Raw genomic sequence first — 23766 nt, forward strand, 5'->3', positions numbered from 1 at the left:
GGCTCAGGGGGGTGACTCCCCGATGTCGCCGGAGGAGGCGGCGCGGCTCGCCGCGAAGTACGGGCTCGAGCGCAGCGGGGTCCGTCCGCCGCTGGGCAGGTACCTCAGGGAGACCTGGCAGCAGCGCCGGTTCATGTGGACGCTGTCCTCGGCGCAGTCCTACGCGCGCCACCAGGACAACTACCTCGGCCAGCTGTGGGCCGTGCTCAACCCGCTGCTGCTCGCGGCCGCCTACTACGTCATCTTCGGTCTGCTCCTCGGCACCGACCGGGGGACGACCAACTACGCCGCGTTCCTCGTCATCGGGCTGCTGCTGTTCATGTACAGCGCCGGCACCATGACCTCGGCCTCCAAGGCGATCTCCGGGAACCTCAGCCTCGTCCGGTCGCTGCGGTTCCCGCGCATCGTGCTGCCCCTGTCGGTGGCGCTCACCGAGCTCATCGCCTTCCTGCCGACGATCGCGGTCATCCTCGTCCTCGTCCTGGTCACCGGGGAGCCCATCACCGTGCGGTGGCTGCTCTTCCCGGTCGCCATGGTGCTGACCTTCCTCATCAACGCCGGCATCGCGATGATCGTCGCGCGGGTGGTCCACAGCTCGCGCGACCTGCGCAACCTCGTCCCGCTCGCGGTCCGGCTGCTGCGGTACGTCTCCGGGGTGTTCTTCAGCATCGCCGCCTACGCCGGCCAGGGCGTCCTGGGAACGCTCATGCTCTACCAGCCGTTCGCGCTCGTCCTCGACATCGCCCGGCAGGCGCTGCTCGCGGAGACGGCGTACAACCCCACCGCCTGGCTTGTCGCGCTCGGATGGGCGATCATCCTGCCGGTGTTCGGGACACTCTTCTTCTGGCAGGCAGAGGCGACCTATGGCCGCAACTGACGAGCGCCGCCCCTCGCTCATCGCCTCGCACGTCGACGTCGTCTACCGCGTCTACGGCGCGAAGAAGGTGGGCACCGTCAGCGGCGCCCCCGGCAACGCGCGGCTCGGCCGGCTGCTGCGCGGCAAGGGCGCGATCGGCGGTGTCCGGGAGGTGCACGCCGTCAAGGACGTCTCCTTCGTCGCCTACCACGGCGAGTCGATCGGCATCGTCGGACGCAACGGCTCGGGCAAGAGCACCCTGCTGCGTGCCCTCGCCGGCCTCATCCCGCCCACGCGCGGCGAGGTGTACACCGCGGGCCGCCCGGCGCTGCTCGGCGTCAACGCCGTGCTCATGAGCGAGCTGAGCGGTGAGCGCAACGTCATGATCGGCGGCCAGGCGCTGGGGCTCACCCCCAGGCAGGTGCGCGAGAAGATGGACGAGATCGTCTCCTTCGCCGGGGTCGAGGACTACATCGACCTGCCCATGAAGGCGTACTCCTCCGGCATGGCCGCGCGCCTGCGGTTCGCCATCTCCACCGCGGCGGTACCCGACATCCTCATGATCGACGAGGCGCTGGCCACCGGCGACGCCGAGTTCCAGGCGCGCAGCAAGCAGCGGGTGGCCGAGATCCGCGAGGCCGCCGGCACGGTGTTCCTCGTCAGCCACAGCGACGCCACCATCCGCGCCATGTGCGACCGGGCGCTCTGGCTCGAGGGCGGGCGGCTGGTCATGGACGGCCCGGCCGACGAGGTCTGCGACGCCTACCAGCGCGCCCGCAAGTCGTCGACGAAGAAGAAGCCGGCGGCCAAGAAGCCCGCGGCGAAGAAGCCGGCCCCCAAGCCCGCACCGGCTCCCGCACCGGCGTCCGGGGGCGACTCCACCCCGGCGGAGACGTCCGCTCCCGCCGCCGAGCCCACGCCGGCGGAGCAGCCCGCACGTGCCGCTGACCCCGAGCCTGCCGACCCGACGAGGCCGCAGCCCGCGGGCCGGAACGCTCCTGCGGCGGAGCCCCCGTCCGCAGCGCAGCCCACCACCACCCCGCCCGACGGGGAGCCGCCGGCCGGCGGCCGCGACACCAAGCCCCGGGAGAACGCGCCGCGATGACGCGCCGGTCGGTCCTGGTGGTCACCGTCGTCCACCACCCGCAGGACGCCCGCATCCGTCACCGGCAGGTCCCGGCGCTGCTCGAGGCCGGGTGGGACGTCACCTACGCCGCCCCGTTCACCGGGTACGGGCTCACCGTGCCCGCTCCGCTCCGCACCGGCGCCGGCCGGCTGCGGTGCACCGACGTGCCGCGGGCACGGGGCCGGCGCCGGGGGCGTGCCCTCCTCGCGGCCCGGCAGGTGCTGGGCAGGCTCGGGCCGCGGCACGACGTCGTCCTCCTCCACGACCCCGAGCTGCTCCTCGCCGTGCCCCGGCGGCTCCGCGGGCACACCGTGTGGGACGTGCACGAGGACACCGCCGCAGCCGTGCTGGCCAAACCGTGGCTGCCCGCGCCGGCGCAGCGGACCGCCGCGGCGGTCGTCCGCCGGGCCGAGGGCTGGGCGGAGCGCCACCTCACCCTCCTCCTCGCCGAGTACGGCTACCGGGACCGGTTCGCCCGGGAGCACGTCGTCGTCCCCAACACCGTGCCGGTGCCCGCGACCGTCGCCCCGCCCGCGCCCGACCGGGTGGTCTACCTCGGCAGCATCACCCTCGAGCGCGGCGCGGAGGAGATCGCCGCCACCGCCCGCCTGCTGCGCGAGCGCACGGACGGCGCCCTCACCACCCACGTCCTCGGGCCCGCCCACGGTCCCGCCGAGCCGGTGGTGCGGGCGGCCCACGAGCGGGGCGACCTGCACTGGCACGGCTTCGTGCCCAACGACCGTGCCCGGGAGATGCTCACCGGCGCCCTGGCCGGCCTGTCCCTCCTGCGGGACCTGCCCAACTACCGCCACAGCATGCCCACCAAGGTGCTGGAGTACATGGCCCACGGCGTGCCCGTCGTGACCACCCCGCTGCCCCTGGCCCGGGACGTCGTCACCAGCGCGGGCTCCGGCGTCGTCGTCCCGTTCGAGGACGCCGGCGCCGCGGCCGACGCCGTGCTCGACCTGCGCCGCGACCCCGAACGCGCCGCCGCCCTCGGTGCGGCCGGCCACCGCGCCGCGCGCGAGCGGTACGACTGGACGACCGTCAGCGGCGACTTCGTCGCCGCGCTCGACGCCGTCGCCGCCCGCTGACCTGTCCCGGCCCGGCGGGCCGGGACCCCGCCCAGACCTGAGCTGACGCCGGTCCGGCGCACCGCAAGCCTGTGGCCTTGCCGCGGCGACGCGTCACGGCATGTCGCGTACCCGTCAGGCCCGCGCCGCCGGGCGCGCGCAACCCCGCCGCAATCCATTGACACGTCAAGTGCGCCGTCAGTATCGTGACAAGCGCAATATGTCGTAGCGCGAAACATAATGATGTGCCTCGTGCCACGGCATCCCCTCCGTCATGGAAGGCCTGCGATGAAGCAAGTCACACGAGTACGGGCAGCGGTCCTGGCCGCTGCCGTCGCCCTGGGAGCGGGCGTGCTCGCTCCCTCTGCAGCGGCGGACGAGGCCGACGACTACCACGTCCTGATCGTCGGGAAGACCCTCGGCTTCCGCCACTCCCACATCCCCCACACGACCAACGCCATCATCGAGCTCGGCGAGCAGCACGGGTTCGAGGTCGACGTCTGGGACCCCCAGCAGCCCGCCCTCACGCTGGAGTCCACCCCGTTCACGTCGGCCGAGGACCTCTCGAAGTACGCTACGATCATCTTCAACTCGCCGGTCGACGGCACCAACAACATGGACCCGGCCCGGCCCAGGCTGCTCGACGACACCGAGCTCGCCGCCCTCCAGGGCTACATCCGCTCGGGCGGTGGCTTCGTCGGGCTGCACGCCGCCACCGACACGATGCACGCCGTGCCCTGGTACAGCCAGCTCACCGGTGGCGGTGCCCGCTTCCGCAACCACCCGGCGCAGCAGCAGGCCACGATGCGCGTGGAGAACGGCGCCCACCCCTCGACGGCGATGCTCCCCGCCGAGTGGTCGCGCTTCGACGAGTGGTACAACTACACCGTCAACCCGCGCCCGGACGTCCACGTCCTCATGACGCTGGACGAGTCCACCTACAACCCGGGCAACGGGCGGATGGGGGAGGACCACCCCATCGCGTGGTGCCACAACTTCGAGGGTGGACGCTCGTGGTACAGCGGCGCCGGCCACACCGACGTCTCCTGGTCCGACCCGCTGTGGCTCGCCCACGTGCTGGCCGGCATCGAGTGGACCGCCGGGCTCGTCTCCGGCGGCGGTGACTGTGTCACCTTCCCCGAGGTCCGGGGCATCCTCGACGACGCTCCCGACGGTGCCGCCAAGGCGGCCGTGTCGGCTCTGCTGACCGACGCCCAGCAGGCGGCGGACAACGGTGACCATGACGGCGCGGTGGCCGCGCTGCTCCAGGCCCGCACCCGCGCCGCCGACCTCGGCGTCGACGGCCTCGAGGGCAAGATCGGCGACCTCATCGTCTGGCAGCGCGAGCTGTCCGACAGCGGTGGCCCGAGCGACGCCGACGGCATCCCGGTGGAGGTCTCCATCGTGGACAAGCCGGGGGTCCTCACCCTGACCGTCGGGGACTACGGCGACGGCGTCGAGCTCACCCAGGACGGCGACCGGCCGGACCGCTGGCGCTACAGCGGCGACCTGCCGACGCTGACCGTCACGGACTCGCGCAACGTCCACCAGGCCGGGAACGGTGGCTGGGCCGTCTCCGGCCAGTCCTCCGACTTCGCCTCCGACGCCGGCGAGATCACGGCCGACCACCTCGGCTGGGTCCCGCGGGTCCTGACCCCGCGCGCCGGTGTCAGCGCCGGGGACGCCTCGGTCACCGCGCTCGACGGCGGCACCGGCCTGTCCACGCCGTCCCGCCTGGCCGCGGCCGACGCGGACGGACGGCGCGGTACGACGGAGCTGGACGCCAAGCTCGTCCTCGACGCCCCCGTGGGGACCGCCGAGGGTGACTACAGTGCACGGGTGACCGTCTCGCTGTTCCCGGTGGACTGACACCGGCACAGCAGGACCGACCGTCGGCAGGCGGGTGGGCTCCGGCCCACCCGCCTGCCTCCCGCTCCCTGGAACGCTGCGAGGATGCCCGTGCTCCGCCTTCTCCGTCTTCTGGTCGCCGCCGCGTTCGTGGTCGGCGCCCTGCCCGCGTCCGCGGCCCTGGCCACCACCGGCGGCGAGGATGTCGCCGCCGGCACGACCTGGGCGCTGGAGCCCGCCACCGACGACGACGCGGCGGGACGCGTCTCCATCCGCCACGAGATCGAGCCCGGGGAGTCGGTCTCCGACGCCGTCGTCGTGTCCAACCTCAGCGCCCACGACGCCACCTTCGCCGTGTACGCCGGCGACGGCCTCGTCGACGACGAGGGGAACTTCGACATCCTGCCCGCCGAGACCGCACCGTCGGACGGCGGCGCCTGGGTGGAGATCGGCGAGGTCGAGGGCGCCACGCCCCGCCCGGGCGGCGGGATCGTCGTGGAGGTCCCCGCGTCCTCGAGCACGCGTGTCCCCCTGGAGATCACCGTGCCCGCCGACGCCACTCCGGGCGACCACCCGGCCGGTGTCGTCGCCGAGCTCGTCCAGGGCGGTGCGGCGAGCCTGCAGGTGAGCTCGCGGGTCGGGGTCCGGCTGCACCTGCGGGTGGCCGGCGATGTCGTCGCCGAGCTCAGCCCCACCGTCGAGGCCCGCTGGTCCCCGTCGTGGAACCCCTTCGCACCCGGCACCGTCACCGTCGACTACACCGTGGAGAACACGGGCAACGTCCGCGTGGGCGCGGACGTGGCCGCCACTGTCACCGGTCCGTTCGGCGCCGGGGGAGGCAGCGCGACCGGCGAGCACCGCGAGGTGCTCCCCGGCCAGGCCGCCTCCGGCACCGTACACATCACCGAGGTCTGGCCGCTCTTCCGCGCCGCGGGTGAGCTCGTCGCCAGCCCCGGCGTGGTCGGCGAGGACGACGTTGACGCCGCACTCCTCCCGAGCACGGTGACCTTCCAGGTGTGGACCGTGCCGTGGCCGCAGCTCCTCCTGCTCGCGCTCCTCGTCGCCACGGCGGTCCTCGTCGTCCGGGCCCGCCGCCGGGCGGCCGCACGCGTCCAGGCGCGGATCGACGCGGCCGTCGCCGCCGCCGTCTCGGCCCGCGACGCCGCCGCTACGGACGACGGCGCGATGGACGACGCCCCGGCCGACGACGACGCCGTCGCGGACGACGACACCGTCGCCGCTAGATGAGGAACTTCAGGCCCGACCGCACCGCGTAGTTCGCGAAGGCCCACACCGCCCGGGGCAGCGGGAGCGCCTCGACGTGCCGGTAGATGTGCCAGTTGTACCGCGCCACGACGAGCTTGTTGGCGGAGAGCGAGCCGGGCCGGCCCGCCCGGTAGAGGGCCAGCGGCTCGGAGAGTCCCCGCGCGACGTACCCCTCACGCAGGATGGCGAGCTTCATCGCGTAGTCCTGCCGCCGCTGGATGGACGGCAGGGTCCGCTTGCCGAGCACCGCCGTGTCGTAGACGGCGGTGAGGAAGCCGATGTAGTCCTGGCGCAGCATGTCGCGATAGGTCAGCCGGTCCGGGGCCCGGACCACTCGCCCGTTGGGCACGAAGTCCACCGCGTCCCCGGCGAAGTCGGGGTCGATCTTGTAGTAGGCGCTGTAGACCAGCGGTGCCCCGGTCACCTCGAACAGCGCCAGCTGCCGCTCCAGCTTGGTCGGCAGCCACAGGTCGTCGCTGTCGAGGAAGGCGATGTACCGGCCGCGGGCCGCGGCGATGCCGACGTTGCGGGTGGGTCCCGCCCCGCGGGCGCCGTCGTTGCACAGCACCCGGATCCGGCTGTCCGCCTCCGCGGCACCGCGGGCGACCGTCACCGACGCGTCGGTGGAGGAGTCGTCCACGACGAGCAGCTCCCAGTCGGGCACGGTCTGTGCCTGGACCGAGCGGATCGACGCCGCCACGAAGGGCTCCGCGTCGTGCATGGGCATGATGACCGAGACGAGGGGCGTGCCGTCCGCTCCCGCGCCCGGGCGGGTCAGCACCGGACGACGGCCCGCTCGGCCGCCTCGATCTCGTCGAAGCGGCCGGCGTCGACGTCCTCACCGAGCAGGACGAGCGAGCCGCCGCTGCGCCAGGCGGCGACTGCGTGCGCGAGCATCTCCACGTGGTTGCGGGGGCAGCAGAGCACCCGCGGCTGCGGCTCGTCGCGGTGGGAGGCAGGGGTCTGGTCCCGGCACCACTGGGCGAGCTCGCCGTAGGTCACCGGGCCGCCGGCCGAGCCGGCCACCTCGGGCCCGGACAGTGCGGCGTCGGTGTCGGCCGGCTCCTGGACGAAGCCGAGGTGGTCCCCGTGGCCCAGCAGCGCCGCGGCTGCGTCGAGCGCCCCCTCCGGGATCGGCTCGTCGACCTGGGTGGCGAGCGCCGGCAGGGCGACGACGAGCACGAGGCCGGCGCTCGGGGCACCGGCCGGGCGCGACGTCACCGCGATGTCGGGCTCCTCGGCGGTCTCGTCGGCGATGAAGCTCGAGCCCTCGTCCTCCTCCTCGAGCTCCTCGGCCTCGTCGCCGTCGTCGACGTCGTCGACGGCGTCCGGCTCGTAGGGGTCGTCGTCGAGGGCGGCGTCCTCGTCGAAGGAGTCCTCCTCGGGCAGCACGAGCTCGCCGCCGGCACACCACGTCGCCATCGCCCAGACCAGGGCGCGCCAGTGCACCGGGATGTCGAGGAGGACGCGGGTCCCCGGCTCCACCTCGCCCTCCTCGACCAGGAGGTTGGTGGCCTTGGTGACCCAGTTCGCCAGGACCCGCCCGGAGAGCTCGACGCGCTCGTCCGCTGGGCCGTACCAGGTCAGGCGGGGCTGGTTGGGCTCGTCCCCGGTGAGGAGGTCGAGCACCCTGGTCGCGATGCTCATGGGCACGAGCGTAGTCGGACCCGGCGCCGGCGCGGGAGTCGGTGCGCTCGCCCCCGTCTTGCGCGCACTGCGTGCGGCGGTACTGCCACCGGCGTGGGGGGAACTCGTGACCTGTGTCACACGGGGAGGTTCGCGACGCCTGGAGCCGCCGCCGACGACGGCACGCGGCACCCCCCCGGGCGCCTCGGCGTCGCCTCCGGACCGGAAGGGGATCTGTCCGCGCCATGACCACGGAGCGTGAGACACGTTCCGCGTGACCAACCGATGGAGTCGATGATGACAAAGCACAAAGGGCTCAGGTGGACCCTGTACCCCGCGCTGGCGGTCACGCTGGGCGTCGGGATGCTGGCGGCACCGGCCGCCGCCGACCACCTGCCGTGGCACGACCCGGACCTGCCGCCCGAGCAGCGGGCGACGATGCTGCTCGAGGTGATGAGTCTCGAGCAGAAGATCCAGCAGATCGCGATCCGCGAGATCGAGGAGGACCCGGAGCTCGAGGAGTGCGTCCTGGAGTTCGCCCAGCGCACCATCGTCGGGATCCCGGAGCTCGGCATCCCGACCTTCCGGATGACCAACGGCGGCACCGGCATCCGCGGCGGCTCCTGCCAGAACCCGCTGGCCACCGGTGTCCCGTCGACCACGGCGGCCGCCGCGACCTTCGACCGCGAGCTCAACTACGAGTACGGCACCATCCTCGGTGAGGAGGCGCGGCTCTTCGCCCACCAGGTGCTCCTCGGCCCGGCGACGAACCTCGTCCGCCACCCGTACGGCGGCCGCAACTACGAGTACTTCAGCGAGGACCCGTTCCTCTCCGGGGCGCTCGCCGTGGAGCAGATCCGGGGGGCCCAGGACCAGGGCGTCCACGTCCAGCTCAAGCACTTCGCCCGCAACGAGCAGGAGACCGAGCGGTGGACCACCGCCTCGCGCATCCCCTCCCGGGCGATGCACGAGCTCTACCTGCTCCCCTTCGAGATGGCCATCAAGGACGGCGACGTCGCCTCCATCATGTGCGCCTTCCCCCACCTCAACGGGGACTGGGCCTGCGAGAACGACCAGCTCCTGCGGGACACGCTGTACGACGAATGGGGCTTCGACGGCTGGATCATGAGCGACCGGCGCGCCACCCACAGCACGGCCGAGGCCATCCTCGCCGGCAACGGCGTGGAGCTCGACTTCGGCCCGGAGTGGTACACCGAGGAGCTCATCGGCGAGGCGCTCGACGCCGGTGAGATCGACGAGTCGGACATCGACGCGCTCCTCCACCCCCGGTACACGAAGATGTTCGAGTTCGGGCTGATGGACGAGCCCTTCGACGAGTTCGTCGAGGTGCTCCCGGGTGAGGAGGGTCAGGAGGCCGGCGGCATCCTCCTCGGCGACGAGGCCTTCTACCGCGAGAACGGTGAGGTGGCCCGGCGGATCGCCGAGGCCGGCATCACGCTGCTGCGCAACGAGCCCGCCGGCGACGACACGGAGAACATCCTCCCGCTGGACGGCGACGAGGGCGAGATCGCCCTCATCGGGCACGAGTGGTACACCGCCGACGCCAAGATGGCACCCCGCTCCAGCCGCTCGGAGAACGCCCACGTCTTCACCCAGTACACGATCAGCCCGCAGGAGGGGCTGGAGACCGTCATCGACGAGCTGGGGGGCGACTCGAACGTCACCTACTACGACGGCACGGACCTGGAGGAGGCGGCCGACGCCGCCGCCGACGCCGACGTCGTCATCCTCATGGTCGGCGACGACCCGCGCGAGACCGCGGACAAGACCACGCTCGGCTTCCCGGTGGTCCCCGAGCCCGGCACGGACGACTCCCCGTCCGAGCGCGTCGACCAGGAGGAGCTCATCGACGCCGTCATCGGGCAGAACGACAACACCATCGTCGTGCTCAAGACCTCGGGCATGGCGCTCCTGCCCTGGGTGAACCGGGTGCCCGCCATCGTCGCGGCCTGGTACCCGGGCCAGGAGGACGGTCTCGCCGTCGCCAACATCCTCTACGGGCGGGTCAACCCCTCGGGCAAGACGCCCGTGACGTGGGGCAAAGCTCCCCGCGAGGCCGCCTACACCCGGCAGACCCAGTGGCCGGGAGGGCGGGAGGACACCGGGCTGCCCGGTGGTCCCGGCTTCGACCCCGAGGACCACGTCTTCGACCAGCGGGTCGCGCGCTACATCGAGGGCCTGGAGATGGGGGATCGCTGGTTCGAGGCGCACAACATCGCCCCGCAGTTCCCGTTCGGCCACGGCCTGTCCTACACGACGTTCGAGTACTCCGACCTCGCCGTGAGCGTCGCAGTGAACGACGGCGGTGAGCCCGTGCTCGAGGTCTCCTTCACGGTGACCAACACCGGGGACATGGCCGGCGCGGAGGCGGCCCAGGTCTACCTCACACTGCCGGAGGAAGCCGACGAGCCCTCCAAGAGGCTCGTGGGCTTCGACAAGCCGTACCTCGAGCCCGGCGCGAGCGAGACGGTCACCGTGACCCTCGACGCCGGCGCCGCGAACCACCCGCTCTCCTACTTCGCGCCGGAGAACCCGGACGACATCACGCAGTGGGCGGCCGGGGAGTGGGTGACCCCGGAGGGCACCTACACGGTGCACGTGGGTGGCTCGTCCGCCAGCACCCCGCTCGAGACCGACGTCCAGATCCCTGCGCCGCCGGCGCCGCCGCAGCGGTTCGGGTTCTTCCTGACGAACAGTTGGGGTGGTGGGGATGCTGACTATGCGTTCATGTATGGGCGGCACACCGATGAGGTGTTGGTCGGTGACTGGAATGGTGATGGGAGGGATTCGATCACGGTGCGTCGGGGCAAGACGTACTTCGTGAACAACCATCCGCGTGGTGGGCCGGCGGAGTCGGTGTTCATGTACGGGCGTGCCGATGACGTGGTGCTGGTCGGTGACTGGGACGGTGACGGCGTCGACACTCTGGCGGTGCGTCGGGGCAAGACCTACCACGTGAAGAACAGCCTGCGTGGTGGGGATGCCGACCGGGTGATCCACTACGGCCGGGCGGAGGACGACATCCTGGTCGGTGACTGGAACGGTGACGGCCGGGACACCTTCGCGGTGCGTCGGGGCAAGACCTACCACGTGAAGAACAGCCTGCGTGGTGGGGATGCCGATGTGGTGTTCATGTACGGCAAGGCCGGTGACCTGGTCTACGCCGGTGACTGGGACGGCAACGGGCGTGACTCGTTCCTGGTGCGCCGGGGCAAGGAGTACCACGTGAAGAACAGCCTGCGTGGCGGTCCGGCCGATGTGGTCATGCTCTACGGGCGGGCGACCGATGAGGTCTACATCGGTGACTGGGACGGCAACGGCACCGACACCGTCGGGGTGCGCCGTACCCCGGCCACCGTGGCCGCCGCCCAGGAGGGCTGACCCCAGCCCATCTGAGCAACACGGTCGGGGCCCTGCACCACACCGGGTGCAGGGCCCCGACCCTGTCCGCCGGAGCGCCCGCGGGGCGTGACGCGTGTGGCGTATGTGACAACACGTGTGGGGAACCTCCCCTCATAGCACCGTTCCGCTTGACTGGGGAGGATGACACGCGTGTAATTCAGGTAGACGTCCGGCGAAGAGGGGAAGAGCAGTGTGGAACATTCTCGGTGATGGCCCGCTGAACACTGGAGTTCCCGCAGAGGCGCCGCAGGTGGGACTGTACGCCCTGGACGCCCTCCCCGACGAGGGCGTCCTCGGCTGGCAGGAGCGGGCGCTGTGCGCCCAGACCGACCCGGAGGCCTTCTTCCCGGAGAAGGGTGGCTCCACGCGGGAGGCCAAGCGGGTGTGCACCGCGTGCGAGGTGCGCGTCGAGTGCCTGGAGTACGCGCTCGCCAACGACGAGCGGTTCGGGATCTGGGGCGGCCTGTCGGAACGGGAGCGCCGCAAGCTCAAGCGCCGGGCTGTCTGATGCTTGATGGCGGACGCTGAGGCCGGCGGGCCCACGACGCTGGCCGTCGTGGTGAGCCCCGGGGTCTCGCCCTACCTCCCGCGCACCCTGCGCGGCCTCGCGGAGCAGACCCGCCCGGTCGGCACCGTCCTCGTCGTCGACACCAGCGCACCCGGCCGCGAGGTCGGTACGGGCGTGCCCGTCCACGACGCGATCGACGCCGCCGGCCTGCGCGAGGTCTCCACCGTGCGGGTGCTGCGCATCCCAGCCCCACGGACCTTCGGTGCGGCCGTCCGGGCGGCCCTCGCCGACCACGAGGCCTACCGCGCCGAGCAGGCCCGCCGGCGCGAGTTGCCGCCGCCGGCTCCCGAGCCGTGGCTGTGGCTCCTCCACGACGACTCCGCACCCGACCGGCGCGCGCACGCCGAGCTCCTCCGGGCCGGTGACTCCGGGCCCTCGATCGCCGTCGCCGGCCCCAAGCAGCGCGACTGGGCACGCCCGGACATCCTCCTCGAGGCGGGCGTCCGCGCCACCTCCACGGGCCGCCGGGTCCCCGACATCGAGGACGGCGAGCTCGACCAGGGGCAGCACGACGCACGGGAGGACGTGCTCGCGGTCGGCACCGCCGGCGCGCTCGTCCGCCGCGCGGTCTGGGACGAGCTGGGCGGCCCCGACCCGTCGCTCGGACCGTTCGGGGACGGCCTGGACCTGTGCCAGCGGGCCTGGCTGGCCGGGCACCGGGTGGTCCTCGTGCCCGCGGCGGTGGTCCAGCACGCCCGGGCCTCCTACCAGGGGCTGCGCGACCTGTCCTCCCCACACCCCGTCGCCCCCACCACGCCCGACCCGCGGCGCTCCTTTGCCGCCCGGCGCCGCTCCCAGCTCTTCGTGTGGCTCACGACGACGCCGTGGTACTGGGTGCCGTTCGTCGTCCTCACCATCCTGGCCCTTGCGCCGCTGCGCGCGCTGTGGCGCCTGACCACCAAGGAGATCGGGCTCGTCGGGGCCGAGATGCGGTCCGCCGCCGAGGTGCTCGTCCGGCCCGGAGCGATCTGGCGGGCCCGCCGCCGGCACCGCCGCACCCGGACAGTCCCGCTGCGCTACCTGCGCCCGCTGTGGGCCTCCTGGCGCGACGTCGCCCGCGCAAAACGGGACGAACGCCGCTCCCAGGCCGCGCTGCGCGCCCACCGCGCCGCCCCCAGCGAGCTGGAGATGCGTGAGCGGGCCGCACTCGCCCGCCGGCGCCGGGGCACCCTCGGGCTCCTGCTCCTCGGCCTCACCGCCATCTCGCTCGTCGCCTTCGGCCCGCTCCTCACGGCCGGTGCGCTGCGCGGCGGCGCCCTCGCCACCCTCGACGCCGGCGCCCGCGAGCTGTGGGACGCGGCGACGTCGGCATGGGTGGCCTCCGGCCTCGGGCACCCGGGGCCTGCCGACCCGCTGCTGTCGCTCCTCGCCGTCGCGCTGCTCCCGCTCGCCCCGCTCGGTGCGAGCGGCAACGTCCTGACGACGGCGGTGGTCCTCCTCGCCGTCCCGCTCGCTGGGCTCGGTGCCTGGTTCGCCGCCGGCGCCGCCACCCGCGGAGTGCTCCTGCGGGCGTGGGCGGCGGCGGTGTGGGCACTGGCCCCCGCCCTCCTCGTCGGCACCGGCGAGGGCCGGATCGGGGCGGTCCTCGCCCACGTCGCCCTCCCGTGGGTCGCGCTCGGCCTGGCCCGGGCCGTCGGGGTCAACCGGCGCGACGTCATCCGCTCCGGGCTCGCCGACGCCCGCCGCACCCCGGCCGACGACCCACCGGTCGACGACGGCGCAGCGGCCGAGGCCGCCGAGCGGGCGACCGGCGAGACCGCGGCCACCATCGCGCCGGCGGCATCGACGGCCGTCCCCGCGACCACCGAGGAGACCCGCCCCACCCGCCCGACGAGCGGGTCCATCGCCGCGGCCGCGGGCTCCGGGCTCGCCCTGGCCGCGGCCTGCGCCGGCGCCCCGGTCCTCCTGCCCGCGGCGCTCGTCCTCCTCCTCGGCCTGACGGTCGTCGCTCCCCGCCGTCGCTGGCTGCTCGCGCTCATCGCGGTGCCGCCCGTCCTGGTCCTGGGCCCGCTGCTCACCGCGGCGCTGGCGGACGTGCCCGGCGGCAGGTGGCGCCGGCTCGTCGCGGACCCGGGCGTGCCGCTCGCCGTCGACCCGGGTGCGGCGTGGCTGTCCGCCCTCGGTTGGCCCCTCGCCCTGCCGCGGCTCACCGACCTGGGAGACCCCTGGCCCACCGTCCTCGCCCTCGCCGGCGGCGCCGCGGTCCTCCTCGTCGCGGTCCTCGCCCTCCTGCGCGGCACCGGCCGGGCACGCGCGGTCCGGGCCGGGTGGCTCACCGTGGTCGTCGGCCTGGCGACCGCTCTCCTCTCCACCCGTACCCCCACCGCGGTGGGCGCCGACCTCACCGGGGAGCCGGCACTGGCCCACGGCTGGGCCGGTCCGGGGACGTCCCTGGTCCTGCTCGGGCTGCTCGTCGCGGCCACCGCCGCCGGTGACGGGATGCGCCGGTGGCTCCGCGAACGCAGCTTCGGCTGGCGGCAGGTCAGCGCCGGGCTCGTCACCGCGGTCATGGTGCTCGGACCGCTCGCCACCGCAGGCGCGTGGCTCGCCGGCGTCGTCCAGACCCGCGGCGCGGACCCCGCCCTGCTGGCGCTCGCGGGACGCGAGGACCCGCCCGTCCCGGCCGTCGCCCGCGAGCTGCAGACCGGGCCGGACCGGGCGCGCACCCTGGCGTTGCACGTCGACGGCGCGGCGGTGCGACCGGAGGTGTGGCGGCAGGCCGGTACCCAGCTCACCGACACCGCGGCCGCCGTCGTCGCGGGCGGCCTGACCGCCGCGGGCACCCCCGCGGACGAGGACCCGGCCGCCGCGGAGCTCACCGAGCTCGTCGCCCAGCTCGCCACCGGCACCGCCCCCGAGGCGGGGGAGCAGCTCGGGCGGCTGGCGGTCGGTGTCGTCCTCGTGCCGCCCTCCACCGACCCCGAGTCGACGCCCGTGCGGCAGGACCTCATCGCCCGTCTCGACGCCACCGCGGGCCTGGAGCGGGTCACCGAGAACGCCTCGGGGGTGATCTGGCGGACCTCCCGTTCCGCGGGGCAGCCGGGCGCGGCCCAGTCGGTGGCACGCGTCCGCGTGGTCGACGCCGAGGGGGTGGTCCTGGAGGCGCTGCCCGCGGACGACGTCACGGTCGCCGCCCGGGTGCCGGCCGGTCCCGAGGGACGCCGGGTGGTGCTCGCCGAGCGTGCCGACAGCGGCTGGCGAGCGACGTACAACGGGCACCCGCTCCGCGCGACCACCGACGGCTGGCGGCAGGCGTTCGAGCTGCCGGCCCACACCGGCGACCTCGAGATCGGCTACGAGCCGGCCTGGCAGCTGCCGTGGCGGGTCGCGCAGGCCGTCGGGCTGGGCCTCACCCTGCTCCTCGCGGTCCCGGTACGACGTCGACGGGAGGCGATGGCATGAACGAGACGAGCGACGCCCACCGCTCCCGCCGGACCGCGCGGGACGCGGCCCGCCGCGGGCGCCGGACCCGCCGGGTGGTCACCGCCGTGACCGGAGGCGCCCTCCTCGCCGCGGCCGTCGCCGTGCCCGTGGCGGGGGAGGCGTGGCCGGCCGACCCCGTCGACGTGGGCCCCGCGGCCGTCCCCGTCGCCGCCACGACCGTCACCCAGGTGTGCCAGGGACCGCCCCGGCTCGCCACCGCGCTCGCCGGGCAGGACCTGGGCTACGACGAGTTCGACCCCGCCGGCTCCGGCACCCGCACGGGGCTCGACGTCGTCTCCCTCGCGCGGGACGGTGCCGAGCCCGGCGTCCTCACCCTGCACCCGAGCCTCGGGGAGACGGCGGGGGAGGAGCTGTCCCGCACCGGCGAGGCACGGCTGGGGCACGCCACCATGCGCGAGGCCGTCCGGCTCGCGGCCGAGCCGCAGGACGACGTCGTGGCCCTGGCCAGCGGGACCGCCGTCGCCGTGACCGAGTCCGGTGACCTGCGCGGGCTCACCGCCACGCCCTGCCTCGCCCCGGCCGCGTCGGCGTGGATCGTCGGCGGGTCGACCGAACCGGGCCACAGCGCCCAGCTCGTCCTGTCCAACGCCGGCGCGACGCCCGCGACGGTCACCCTCACCGGCTGGGGCAGCACCGGCCCGCTCGACCTGTCGGCCGCGGGGGCGGTCCTCGTCCCGCCCGGCGAGCAGCGCGTCGTCCTGCTCGAGGCCCTCACCGCCGACCCCCGGCCCGTCGTCCACCTCGAGGCCGGCGGCGGTGAGGTGACGGCCGTCGTCCAGGACAGCCGGTTGCGCGGGCTCGTCCCCGCCGGCACCGACCTCCTCACCCCGAGCGTCGCCCCCACCGAGACCGTCGTCATGCCCGGCGTCTTCGTCGGGGAGACCTCCGGCGAGGGACCGGACGCACCGGCCGTCCGCATCGTCAACCCGGGCGAGGACGCCGTGACGGCGCAGGTCGAGCTGCTCGGGCAGGACGGGCCCGTGCCCGTGCCCGGCGCGGACGCCCTCGTCGTCGATCCCGGTGCCGTCGCGGAGGTGTCCCTGGCGGGGATGCCGCCAGGCGCATGGACCGCCGTCGTCCGCGGTGACGGTCCGCTCACCGCGGCCGCCGTGTCGACGTCCGTCGGCCGCGCGGCGGACGACCCGCAGCACCCGCCGGTCGAGCGCGCCTGGGCGCCGGCCACCGCCGGGCTGTCGGCGGGCGTCGCCGCCGTCCCGGCAGAGCTCGTCTCGGGAGTCTCTCTCGTCGTCGCGAACCCGGCCGACCACAGCGTCACCGTCGAGGTCGTCCCGGTGCTGGCCGACGGCACCCGCGGCACCGCGGTCACCCGTACGCTCGACGCCGGGACGAGCCTGCGCGAGCAGGTCCGCGAGCTCGCCGACCAGCCGGTGGCCGCCGTCGAGGTACGCGCCCCCGACGGCCCGGTCCACGCCGCGCTGGCGCTCAGCGCAGCCGCACCGGACGGCACCCTGCTCTCCGTCGTCCCCGTCACCGAGGACCCGCACTCGGCCCGCGCCGTGGACGTGGCGCCCGCCCTGCGTACGCTGCGCTGACCCGCGTGCCGTCACCGGCGCCGGACCGTACGCTGCGACCAGGGAGCGCGGGTGACGGAGGCGCGATGGGGCGAGCGGGGAGACCGGGCAGCCTGGCCCGTGCTGTGCTCGGGTGGGTCCTGCTCGCCGGGCTCACGTCCGCGGCGGCGGTCGGCACCCACGCCCCGCTGCGCAGTGAGCTCTACCCCGAGGACTGGCAGCCCGGGGTGCCGGACGACGCCGGACGCCTCCTGCCCGACGTCTCCTACGCCGGCTACCGGTACGGGCAGGAGCCGCCGGCGAACGTCCCCGGTCCGGTGGTCGACGTCACCGACCCGCCCTACGGAGCCGACCCGAGCGGCGAGGAGGACGCCACCGCGGCGATCCAGCGCGCGCTCGACGATGTCGGCGCGGCCGGCGGCGGCACCGTGCACCTGCCGGCGGGGACCTACCGGGTCGAGCCGCCCGACGACTCGCGGGCGGTGCTCCACATCGGGTACGACGGCGTGCTGCTGCGCGGTGCGGGGGCCGCGGCCACGCGGCTGTACAACGCCACCGCGCGCGACATGCGTGAGCGTGCCGTCGTCCTCCTCGCCCCCGACCGCCGGGACCGGGTGAGCTGGCACGAGGAGCACACCGCCGCGGCCGGCCTCCGGCTCACGCGCGACGTCCGCACCCCCACCCGCACCCTCCACGTCGCGGACGCGGAGTCCCTGGCGGTGGGGGACTGGGTGGTGGTGCGTGCCGAGACGACGGCGCAGTGGCTGGCCGAGCACCCGGTCGCCGAGGACCAGCGGTGGGACGAGGACACCCTCGACGCCCTCGTCCTCCACCGTCGGGTGACCGCGGTCGACACCGCCGCCGACACGGTGGAGATCGACATCCCCACCCGCCTGCCCCTGCTGCGCCGGGACGAGGCGCGGCTCGTCGCGGTCCTCGAGCCGCTCGTCGGCAGCGGGGTGGCCGACCTCGCCATCGGGATGCGGCAGTCCGAGCGGGGCGAGCGGGACCCGGAGGAGGACCACGAGCGGCGGGGCACCGCCGGGCACGAGGCGCACCAGGCCACCGCGGTGACGTTCAACGGCGTCGTCGACGGCTGGGTGCAGGGCGTGCGCTCCTACCGGCCGCCGGAGAACGAGGACGACGTCCACCTGCTCTCGGTCGGCATCTACGTGCGCGACGCCCGGAACATCACCGTGCGTGACGTCGACCTGCGGCGGCCGCAGTACCGGGGCGCCGGGGGCAACGGGTACCTGGTCCACCTCATGGGCAGCGACACCCTGGTGCGGGACGCGGTGGCCGTGGGGGGCCGGCACAACTACCTCGTCCAGGGGGTGCAGGCCACCGGCAACGTCGTCCTGGAAAGCCGGGCGGTGGACGGTGAGCGTGCCACCGAGCTGCACCGTCACCTCAGCGCGGCCAACCTCTTCGACAACCTGTCCGTCGAGCGGGACACGCTGGAGATGACCTACCGCCGGGCGAGCAACCACGCCCACAGCGCCACGGAGAGCGTCATGTGGAACGTCTCCGGGGAGGACTGCACCCGGGGCCGGCTGGCGGTCAGCAGGCAGTACGGCTGGGGCTACGTCATCGGGACGAGCGGCACCGGCGACTGCGCGCGGGTGGAGAACCCGGGCGGGGCCGGCACCGAGCCCCGCGACTGGGTGGAGCACGTCGGGGACGGGGACCGGCTCGAGCCCCGGTCGCTCTACCTCGACCAGCTGGCCCGCCGCACCGGCGCCGACGCCACCTCCGCCCCGCCCGCGCCCTCACCGGAGCCGACCGGTGACGACGGCGCGCCGGTGGGTCTGCTCGTCGGCGGCGGGGTGCTGCTGCTCGCCGCGGTGGCCGCGGGCGCCCTGGCCCTCGCCCGCCGGCGCCGTGTGGACTCGACGTAACCTGGGGCGGTGAGCGAACCAGACCCGGCAGCACAGGACCACGCCCGCACGCTCGTCGCCTCGTACTGCTTCCCCCCGTACAGCGACACCGCCGGCATCGTCGCCGCGAAGCGGGTACGCGAGCGCGGCGAGCCGGTCGACGTCATCGCCAACGCGATGGACTCCATCCGGCAGCAGGACAGCTCGCTCACACAGATCGGCGGGGACCTGGTGCGGCGGTTCACCGCCCTGCGGACCCCGTCCGCGTTCTCCTCCTGGCGGTCGATCTCGACCTACGCCGAGCGCGGCTACGACGTGGCACTGCGCTGGGAGGCGGAGCAGGGGCGCTACGAGCGCGTCTACAGCCGCGCCCAGTTCGCCGCGTCCCACTTCCTCGCCGGCCGGTACAAGCACGCCCGGCCCGAGACAACGTGGGTGGCCGAGTTCTCCGACCCGCTCTCCCACGACGTCCTGGGCGCGGCCCGCGTCGCCCCGGTCGGGGACGACCGGCTGGCCGAGATGGTGCCGTCCTGGGTCGAGTCGGCGGGCTTCGCGCTGCCGGACAACGAGAACATGAACGAGTGGTGCGAGGTGGTGACCTTCGCGCTCGCCGACCGGATCATCTTCACCAACGAGCTCCAGCGTGACTTCATGCTCGAGCGCTGCCACGACCCGCGCCTCGCCCGGCGGGCAGCGGAGGTGTCGGTCGTCTCGCCCCACCCCACCCTCCCCCGCTCCTACTACGGGCTGGTGCGTAGCCAGTACGCCGTGGACCCGGACCGGGTGAACATCGGCTACTTCGGCAACTTCTACGCCAACCGCGGGGTCGGGCTGCTCCTCGACGCGCTCGCCGGGCTGCCCCGCGGGCTGCGGGACCGGCTGCTCGTCCACGTGTTCACCAGTAAGGTCGATGAGCTCGCCGAGTCGGTCGGGGACGCGGGGCTCGCCGACGTCGTGCGCGTCAACCCGTACGTGCCCTACCTGGAGTTCCTCAACCTCGCCGACCGCATGGACGTCCTCCTGGTGAACGACGCCGTCACCCCGCCCGGCGGCACCGTCAACCCGTTCCTCCCCTCCAAGTGGAGCGACTACCGCGGCAGCTCCACCCCGGTATGGGCGATCGTGGAGGAGGGCAGCTCGCTGAGCCGGATGGAGGGCATCCGTTTCCGGTCGCCGGTGGAGCACTTGTCGGCGCTCCAGCAGGTGCTCGCCGAGCTCGCCACGTCCGAGTCCGCTGCCGTGCCCGTCTCCTAGGCCTCGCCGAGGACGACGGCCCGGTAGGAGTCCTCCAGGGTGCGTGGGTCGAAGCGCTGCCGGAACCGCTCCCGGGCAGCCGCCGACTCCCGCTCCCAGACGTCCCGGTCAGCGGACGCCAGGATGCGCTCGGCCGCCTCCTGCGGCGTGTCGACGGCGCACTCCGGCCCGAACAGCTCACCCACGGCGTCGAGGTGCCGGAAGGCCGGCCAGTTGCGGAACACGGGCACGGCCTGGGCCGCCACCATCTCCACCGCTCCGACGTGCCACGACTCCCGCAGGCTGCTGCTCAGCGCGAAACCCACGTCGGAGAGGTGGGCGGGCAGGTTCGTCGTGTAGCCGACGTAGCTCACCGCCCCCACGACGTCGGGCTCCAGGGCCCGGGCACGGAACTCCTGGGCGTAGCGGTGCTCGGACAGTCGACGCGGCCGGGCGGGGAAGTCCGCGCCGATGAGCTTGAGCCGCCACTGCGGGTCGTGCCGGCGGAGCAGGGCGAGCACCTCCAGGGCCCAGATCGGGTCCTTGACCTTCTGCGCCCACCCGACGAGGCCGAGGGTGCGGTGGGCGGTGGCCCCCTTGTGCTCGGGGGTGAACCGGTCGAAGTCCACGCCGTTGCCGATGACGTGGCAGCGCACGTGTGCGATCTGCTCGCCGAGCACCGACTGGGCCGCGCGGCGCATGTGCTCGCTGACGAAGATGGCGTCGGTGACCCGGCTCCAGTCGAGGAGGTGCTGCCAGGGCGAGAGCAGGTCCACCCCGTGGAGCCGCACCACGAGCCGCGCTGTGGGGGGCACGAAGAGGCTGGCGAGCACCGCCCCCTTGTCGGCCCAGTCGGCGAAGACGACGTCGGCGGCCGCGAGCTGCTCCCGCACGTCCGCCGGAGCCTCGGGCAGGGTGCCGAGGCTCGCCTGCAGGCGCTCACGCACGATGCGCGGGTCGGGGCCCGTGCTCGCCAGGGCCGGGCGGATCGACGCGAGCTGGAGGACGTCGACGTCGGCGTGGCCCTCGAGTGCGTTCGCCACGATCCGCCAGAAGCGGGGGTAGGCACCCGGCAGCAGCAGCACCCGCGGTCGTGCACCGGCGCGGCCGGTCGGGGCGTCGGTCACCGGGTGTTCCACCGGTCCGGTGAGGAGCTGCCAGGTGCGGGAGCGGCGCAGCGGTGCGAACAGGGCCTCGGGGTCGGCGAGGACCGGGGGCGCGGCCACGTTGGTGGTCGCCTCCGGGTTGAGGAGGAGCTCGAGCACCGCGCTGGCGAGGAACGCGGCGTGGTCGACGTCCCCCTCGGCCAGGGCCCGGTCGGCGGCGTCCATGACCTGTCCGGCGACCTCGGAGACGTCCTCGGGCCGGAGCGACGCGCTCTCGATCGCCTGCGCGATGTGCTCGACGAGGTCGAGCTCGGCGGACGGGTTCCCCGCCTGCCGGGCGCTCGCGACGACGGTGCGGGCCTCGGCAAGGTGCACCTTGCGCACGAGCCGCCACGCGGTGAGGACCCACAGGTGCGACGGGACGGCCGCCCTCGCCGTCGCCAGCTCCTGCGCCGACGTCGCCACGGCCTCCGCCTGTCGACCGGTGAGGTCCGCCGAGGCAGCCGCCGCTTCGAGGACCATCACGTGGAGGGCATCCGTCGGGCGCACGGTGAGGCCGGCGTGCCCGCCGATGTCGGTGCCGGCGGCGTCGACCGCGACCACGTCGGCACCGGCCGCCAGGGCGGCGAGCTCCGAGCGCTGCCGGGTGGCTGCGAGGCGGATCGCGGTGGCCGCCGGGCGCAGGTGCGGCGCGGCGGCCTGCGCCGCACGGACGGCCGAGGTCCGCAGGCGCTGGAGCTTGCGCAGGGCACCGGTTCGGGCCCTTGCGGTGGTGCCGACCGGGTCCGCGACGGTGCTCAGCTGGAGGTTCTGCGTCCTGCGGAACGCGGGGCCGAGCGTTCCGTGGTGCCAGACGGTGCTCACCTGGACCCCTGCCGAGCGGAGGAAGGTCACCTGCCGGCGCAGGAGGTTGAGCGACCGGGCGCTGCCGGCGAGCAGCAGGAGACGGCGGCGCACCGGTCCCGCGTGGTAGGCGGGGGCATAGCCCGAGGAGCGGGTCGGGTCGGCGGCCGCCGCCTGCCGCGGCGTGAGGAACACGGAGTAGTGCTCGACCACGAGCTGGACGATCGGGGCCCGGTCGCCCGGGTGACGCTGCGTTCCGGAGGTGAGGCGAGCGATCTCCCGCGCCACGCGCTCCGGCGGGTGGTCCTCCGGGCCGGGCCCGGCGACCGGGCGACCGTCGGCGGGGACCGGCACGAGGCGGTAGCTGCAGAAGCGGCGGACGAACGGGGTGTGGAGCCGGACGTTGAAGAGCAGGTCCGGGTCGAGGCTGTCCGGGTCGAAGCGCAGCCCGGTCAGCCAGTCTCGCGGGTAGAGCTTGCCGGACACCGTGCGGCAGGCCGCCACCGAGCGGTGGACGGGGACGGTGTCGGCGCCCTGGCCGTCGGTGAGGGAGGCTCGCTCCGACTCACCGACGAGCGCGGGTACGTCGATGGCGTCGGCCCGCTGCAGCAGCCTCCGCAGGGCGTCGGTGGGCAGCTCGGTCCCCGGGTCGAGGAACAGCACGTGCTGCCCGCGTGCCGCGGCCAGGCCGACGTTCCGCCCGTCGGCGACGGTGCCCTCGTGGGGCGGGAGCACCGTGGCACCGGACGGGGGCTCGGGGACGCTGTGGTCGCGCGGCGGGACGATGAGGACCTCGACGCGGCCCTCGACGTCCTGCCGCTCCAGGGAGCCGAGCGTCGGCCCGGCCGAGGAGGGGTTGGTGTCCGGGGACCAGGTCACGATCACCGAGACCTCGGGGTCCGGGGTGCGGGGCGGCTCCATGCCGGGCAGGCTCCCTTCGGCGGCGGCTCGGCGACCGCCCTACTCTACGTGTGTCGCGGCGGCGGGTGTCACAGGTCCTCCGGGTCGCGGCCGAGCATGTGCGCGACGTGCTCGCGCAGCACCTCCTCCACGACGATCGCCAGCTCGGTGGAGTTCTCGCAGCGCGACTGGATGGGCCGGCGGTAGAGGACGATCCGGTCGGCGAGCCCGGCCGCCGGGTCCGCGGGGAAGTAGCGGCCCAGCGCGATGGCGTCCCGCTCCCACGGGCTGGGGTCCGACGGGGGCACCTCCTCGACGGCGAACTCGACCGACGACAGCTGCCGCCCCCACCGCTTCTCCAGCCGCTGGACGGCGGCGAGGACCGCGTCGTCGAAGGCCTCGGCGCGGGTGCGCCAGCCCGGCAGGGTGGGCGGGAGCAGCGGCCCGCGCAGGCCGCGCCCGCGGCGGTCGCGGCGTCGCGCGGTGCGCCGGGCCGGGATCGCGGGGAGGAGAGGGTCGTCCACCCCTCGATGCTACGGCGCGGTGGGGCTGCCGCCGCCGGAGGGCAGGGCGGCACCGACTCCGGCGTGGCCGGCCGGGTGCGTCGGCGGGACGTTGTACGGTCGGGGGCGTGAGAGTCTTCCGCCACTGCACGCGTGCCGCCTGCGCCAACCCGGCCGTGGCGACCCTCACCTACGTGTACGCCGACTCCACCGCCGTCCTCGGGCCGCTGGCCACCCACCCCGAGCCGCACTCCTACGACCTGTGCGAGGAGCACGCCCACCGGCTCACCGCCCCGCGCGGCTGGGAGGTGGTCCGTCTCGCCACCGAGTTCGTGCCGGCCCCGCCCAGCCCGGACGACATCGAGGCGCTGGCCGAGGCGGTGCGGGAGGCCTCCAAGGCACGGCCGGGCCCCTCGCTCCCGGCCGACCGCCCCAGCACGGCGCCGGCGCCGGTCACCCACCGGCTCCCCGAGCCGGAGGTGGGCCGCCGCGGGCACCTTCGCGTGCTGCGCGGCGAGGCAGACTGAGCCGGAGCGGCTAGC

Annotated in this window: 16 protein-coding genes; 12 read left to right on the forward strand and 4 right to left on the reverse strand. The window is 74.5% G+C overall.

All coding sequences use genetic code 11. The annotated features are described in order from the left end of the window. Window positions 1-22 precede the first annotated feature (22 nt). From Q0195_RS04130 to Q0195_RS04150, 5 genes are all read left to right on the forward strand, one after another. Window positions 23-877, forward strand: coding sequence for an ABC transporter permease (locus Q0195_RS04130; protein WP_299274950.1), 855 nt, complete (start codon window positions 23-25; stop codon window positions 875-877). Beyond that, a complete protein-coding gene (locus tag Q0195_RS04135) occupies window positions 864-1961 on the forward strand; it encodes an ATP-binding cassette domain-containing protein (RefSeq protein ID WP_366518074.1) in 1098 nt (365 codons plus the stop codon). The genes Q0195_RS04130 and Q0195_RS04135 overlap by 14 nt, the downstream gene beginning before the upstream one ends. Then, window positions 1958-3076: a glycosyltransferase gene (locus tag Q0195_RS04140; protein WP_299274952.1), complete on the forward strand. Its 1119-nt coding sequence runs from the start codon at window positions 1958-1960 to the stop codon at window positions 3074-3076. The genes Q0195_RS04135 and Q0195_RS04140 overlap by 4 nt, the downstream gene beginning before the upstream one ends. Window positions 3077-3343: 267 nt before the next feature. Next, entirely contained in the window at window positions 3344-4924 is a 1581-nt protein-coding gene (locus tag Q0195_RS04145) for a ThuA domain-containing protein (protein ID WP_299274955.1), read from the forward strand. A 90-nt stretch (window positions 4925-5014) separates the two neighbouring features. Then, window positions 5015-6151 (forward strand): hypothetical protein, encoded by a 1137-nt coding sequence (locus tag Q0195_RS04150; RefSeq protein WP_299274966.1) that lies wholly within the window; start codon window positions 5015-5017, stop codon window positions 6149-6151. On the opposite strand, the gene Q0195_RS04155 is transcribed toward Q0195_RS04150, so the two are convergent. Both Q0195_RS04155 and Q0195_RS04160 read right to left on the reverse strand, forming a co-directional pair. Continuing rightward, a complete protein-coding gene (locus tag Q0195_RS04155; RefSeq protein ID WP_299274967.1) occupies window positions 6144-6950 on the reverse strand; it encodes a glycosyltransferase family A protein in 807 nt (268 codons plus the stop codon). The two genes, Q0195_RS04150 and Q0195_RS04155, sit on opposite strands and share 8 nt — an antisense overlap. Further along, window positions 6944-7816 (reverse strand): TIGR03089 family protein, encoded by an 873-nt coding sequence (locus Q0195_RS04160; RefSeq protein ID WP_299274969.1) that lies wholly within the window; start codon window positions 7814-7816, stop codon window positions 6944-6946. The genes Q0195_RS04155 and Q0195_RS04160 overlap by 7 nt, the downstream gene beginning before the upstream one ends. Before the next feature lie 276 nt (window positions 7817-8092). Between Q0195_RS04160 and Q0195_RS04165 the strand changes: the two genes are divergently transcribed. The 6 genes from Q0195_RS04165 to Q0195_RS04190 all read left to right on the forward strand — a co-directional run bounded on the left by Q0195_RS04165 (window position 8093) and on the right by Q0195_RS04190 (window position 19893). Beyond that, complete coding sequence (locus Q0195_RS04165; RefSeq protein WP_299274970.1) at window positions 8093-11197, forward strand: glycoside hydrolase family 3 C-terminal domain-containing protein; 3105 nt, start codon at window positions 8093-8095, stop codon at window positions 11195-11197. A gap of 271 nt (window positions 11198-11468) precedes the next feature. Then, complete coding sequence (locus tag Q0195_RS04170) at window positions 11469-11726, forward strand: WhiB family transcriptional regulator (protein WP_299274972.1); 258 nt, start codon at window positions 11469-11471, stop codon at window positions 11724-11726. Between the two features lie 6 nt (window positions 11727-11732). After that, window positions 11733-15188 carry a glycosyltransferase gene (locus Q0195_RS04175; protein WP_299274973.1) on the forward strand — a complete coding sequence of 1152 codons (3456 nt, stop codon included), beginning with the start codon at window positions 11733-11735 and terminating at the stop codon, window positions 15186-15188. Then, a complete protein-coding gene (locus Q0195_RS04180; protein WP_299274974.1) occupies window positions 15185-16783 on the forward strand; it encodes a DUF5719 family protein in 1599 nt (532 codons plus the stop codon). The genes Q0195_RS04175 and Q0195_RS04180 overlap by 4 nt, the downstream gene beginning before the upstream one ends. A gap of 104 nt (window positions 16784-16887) precedes the next feature. Continuing rightward, window positions 16888-18660 (forward strand): glycosyl hydrolase family 28-related protein, encoded by a 1773-nt coding sequence (locus Q0195_RS04185; protein WP_299274976.1) that lies wholly within the window; start codon window positions 16888-16890, stop codon window positions 18658-18660. A gap of 9 nt (window positions 18661-18669) precedes the next feature. Continuing rightward, window positions 18670-19893: a hypothetical protein gene (locus Q0195_RS04190; RefSeq protein WP_299274977.1), complete on the forward strand. Its 1224-nt coding sequence runs from the start codon at window positions 18670-18672 to the stop codon at window positions 19891-19893. On the opposite strand, the gene Q0195_RS04195 is transcribed toward Q0195_RS04190, so the two are convergent. Next, the gene (locus Q0195_RS04195; protein ID WP_299274980.1) at window positions 19890-22742 is read right to left on the reverse strand and encodes a hypothetical protein; all 2853 of its coding nucleotides are present in this window, start codon (window positions 22740-22742) and stop codon (window positions 19890-19892) included. The two genes, Q0195_RS04190 and Q0195_RS04195, sit on opposite strands and share 4 nt — an antisense overlap. A gap of 68 nt (window positions 22743-22810) precedes the next feature. After that, entirely contained in the window at window positions 22811-23245 is a 435-nt protein-coding gene (locus Q0195_RS04200) for a metallopeptidase family protein (protein ID WP_299274983.1), read from the reverse strand. Window positions 23246-23352: 107 nt separating this feature from the next. Between Q0195_RS04200 and Q0195_RS04205 the strand changes: the two genes are divergently transcribed. Then, window positions 23353-23751, forward strand: coding sequence for a DUF3499 domain-containing protein (locus Q0195_RS04205; RefSeq protein WP_299274986.1), 399 nt, complete (start codon window positions 23353-23355; stop codon window positions 23749-23751). Window positions 23752-23766: the final 15 nt, after the last annotated feature.

The sequence above is a fragment of the uncultured Georgenia sp. genome, assembly GCF_937958535.1.
Lineage (GTDB): Bacteria > Actinomycetota > Actinomycetes > Actinomycetales > Actinomycetaceae > Oceanitalea.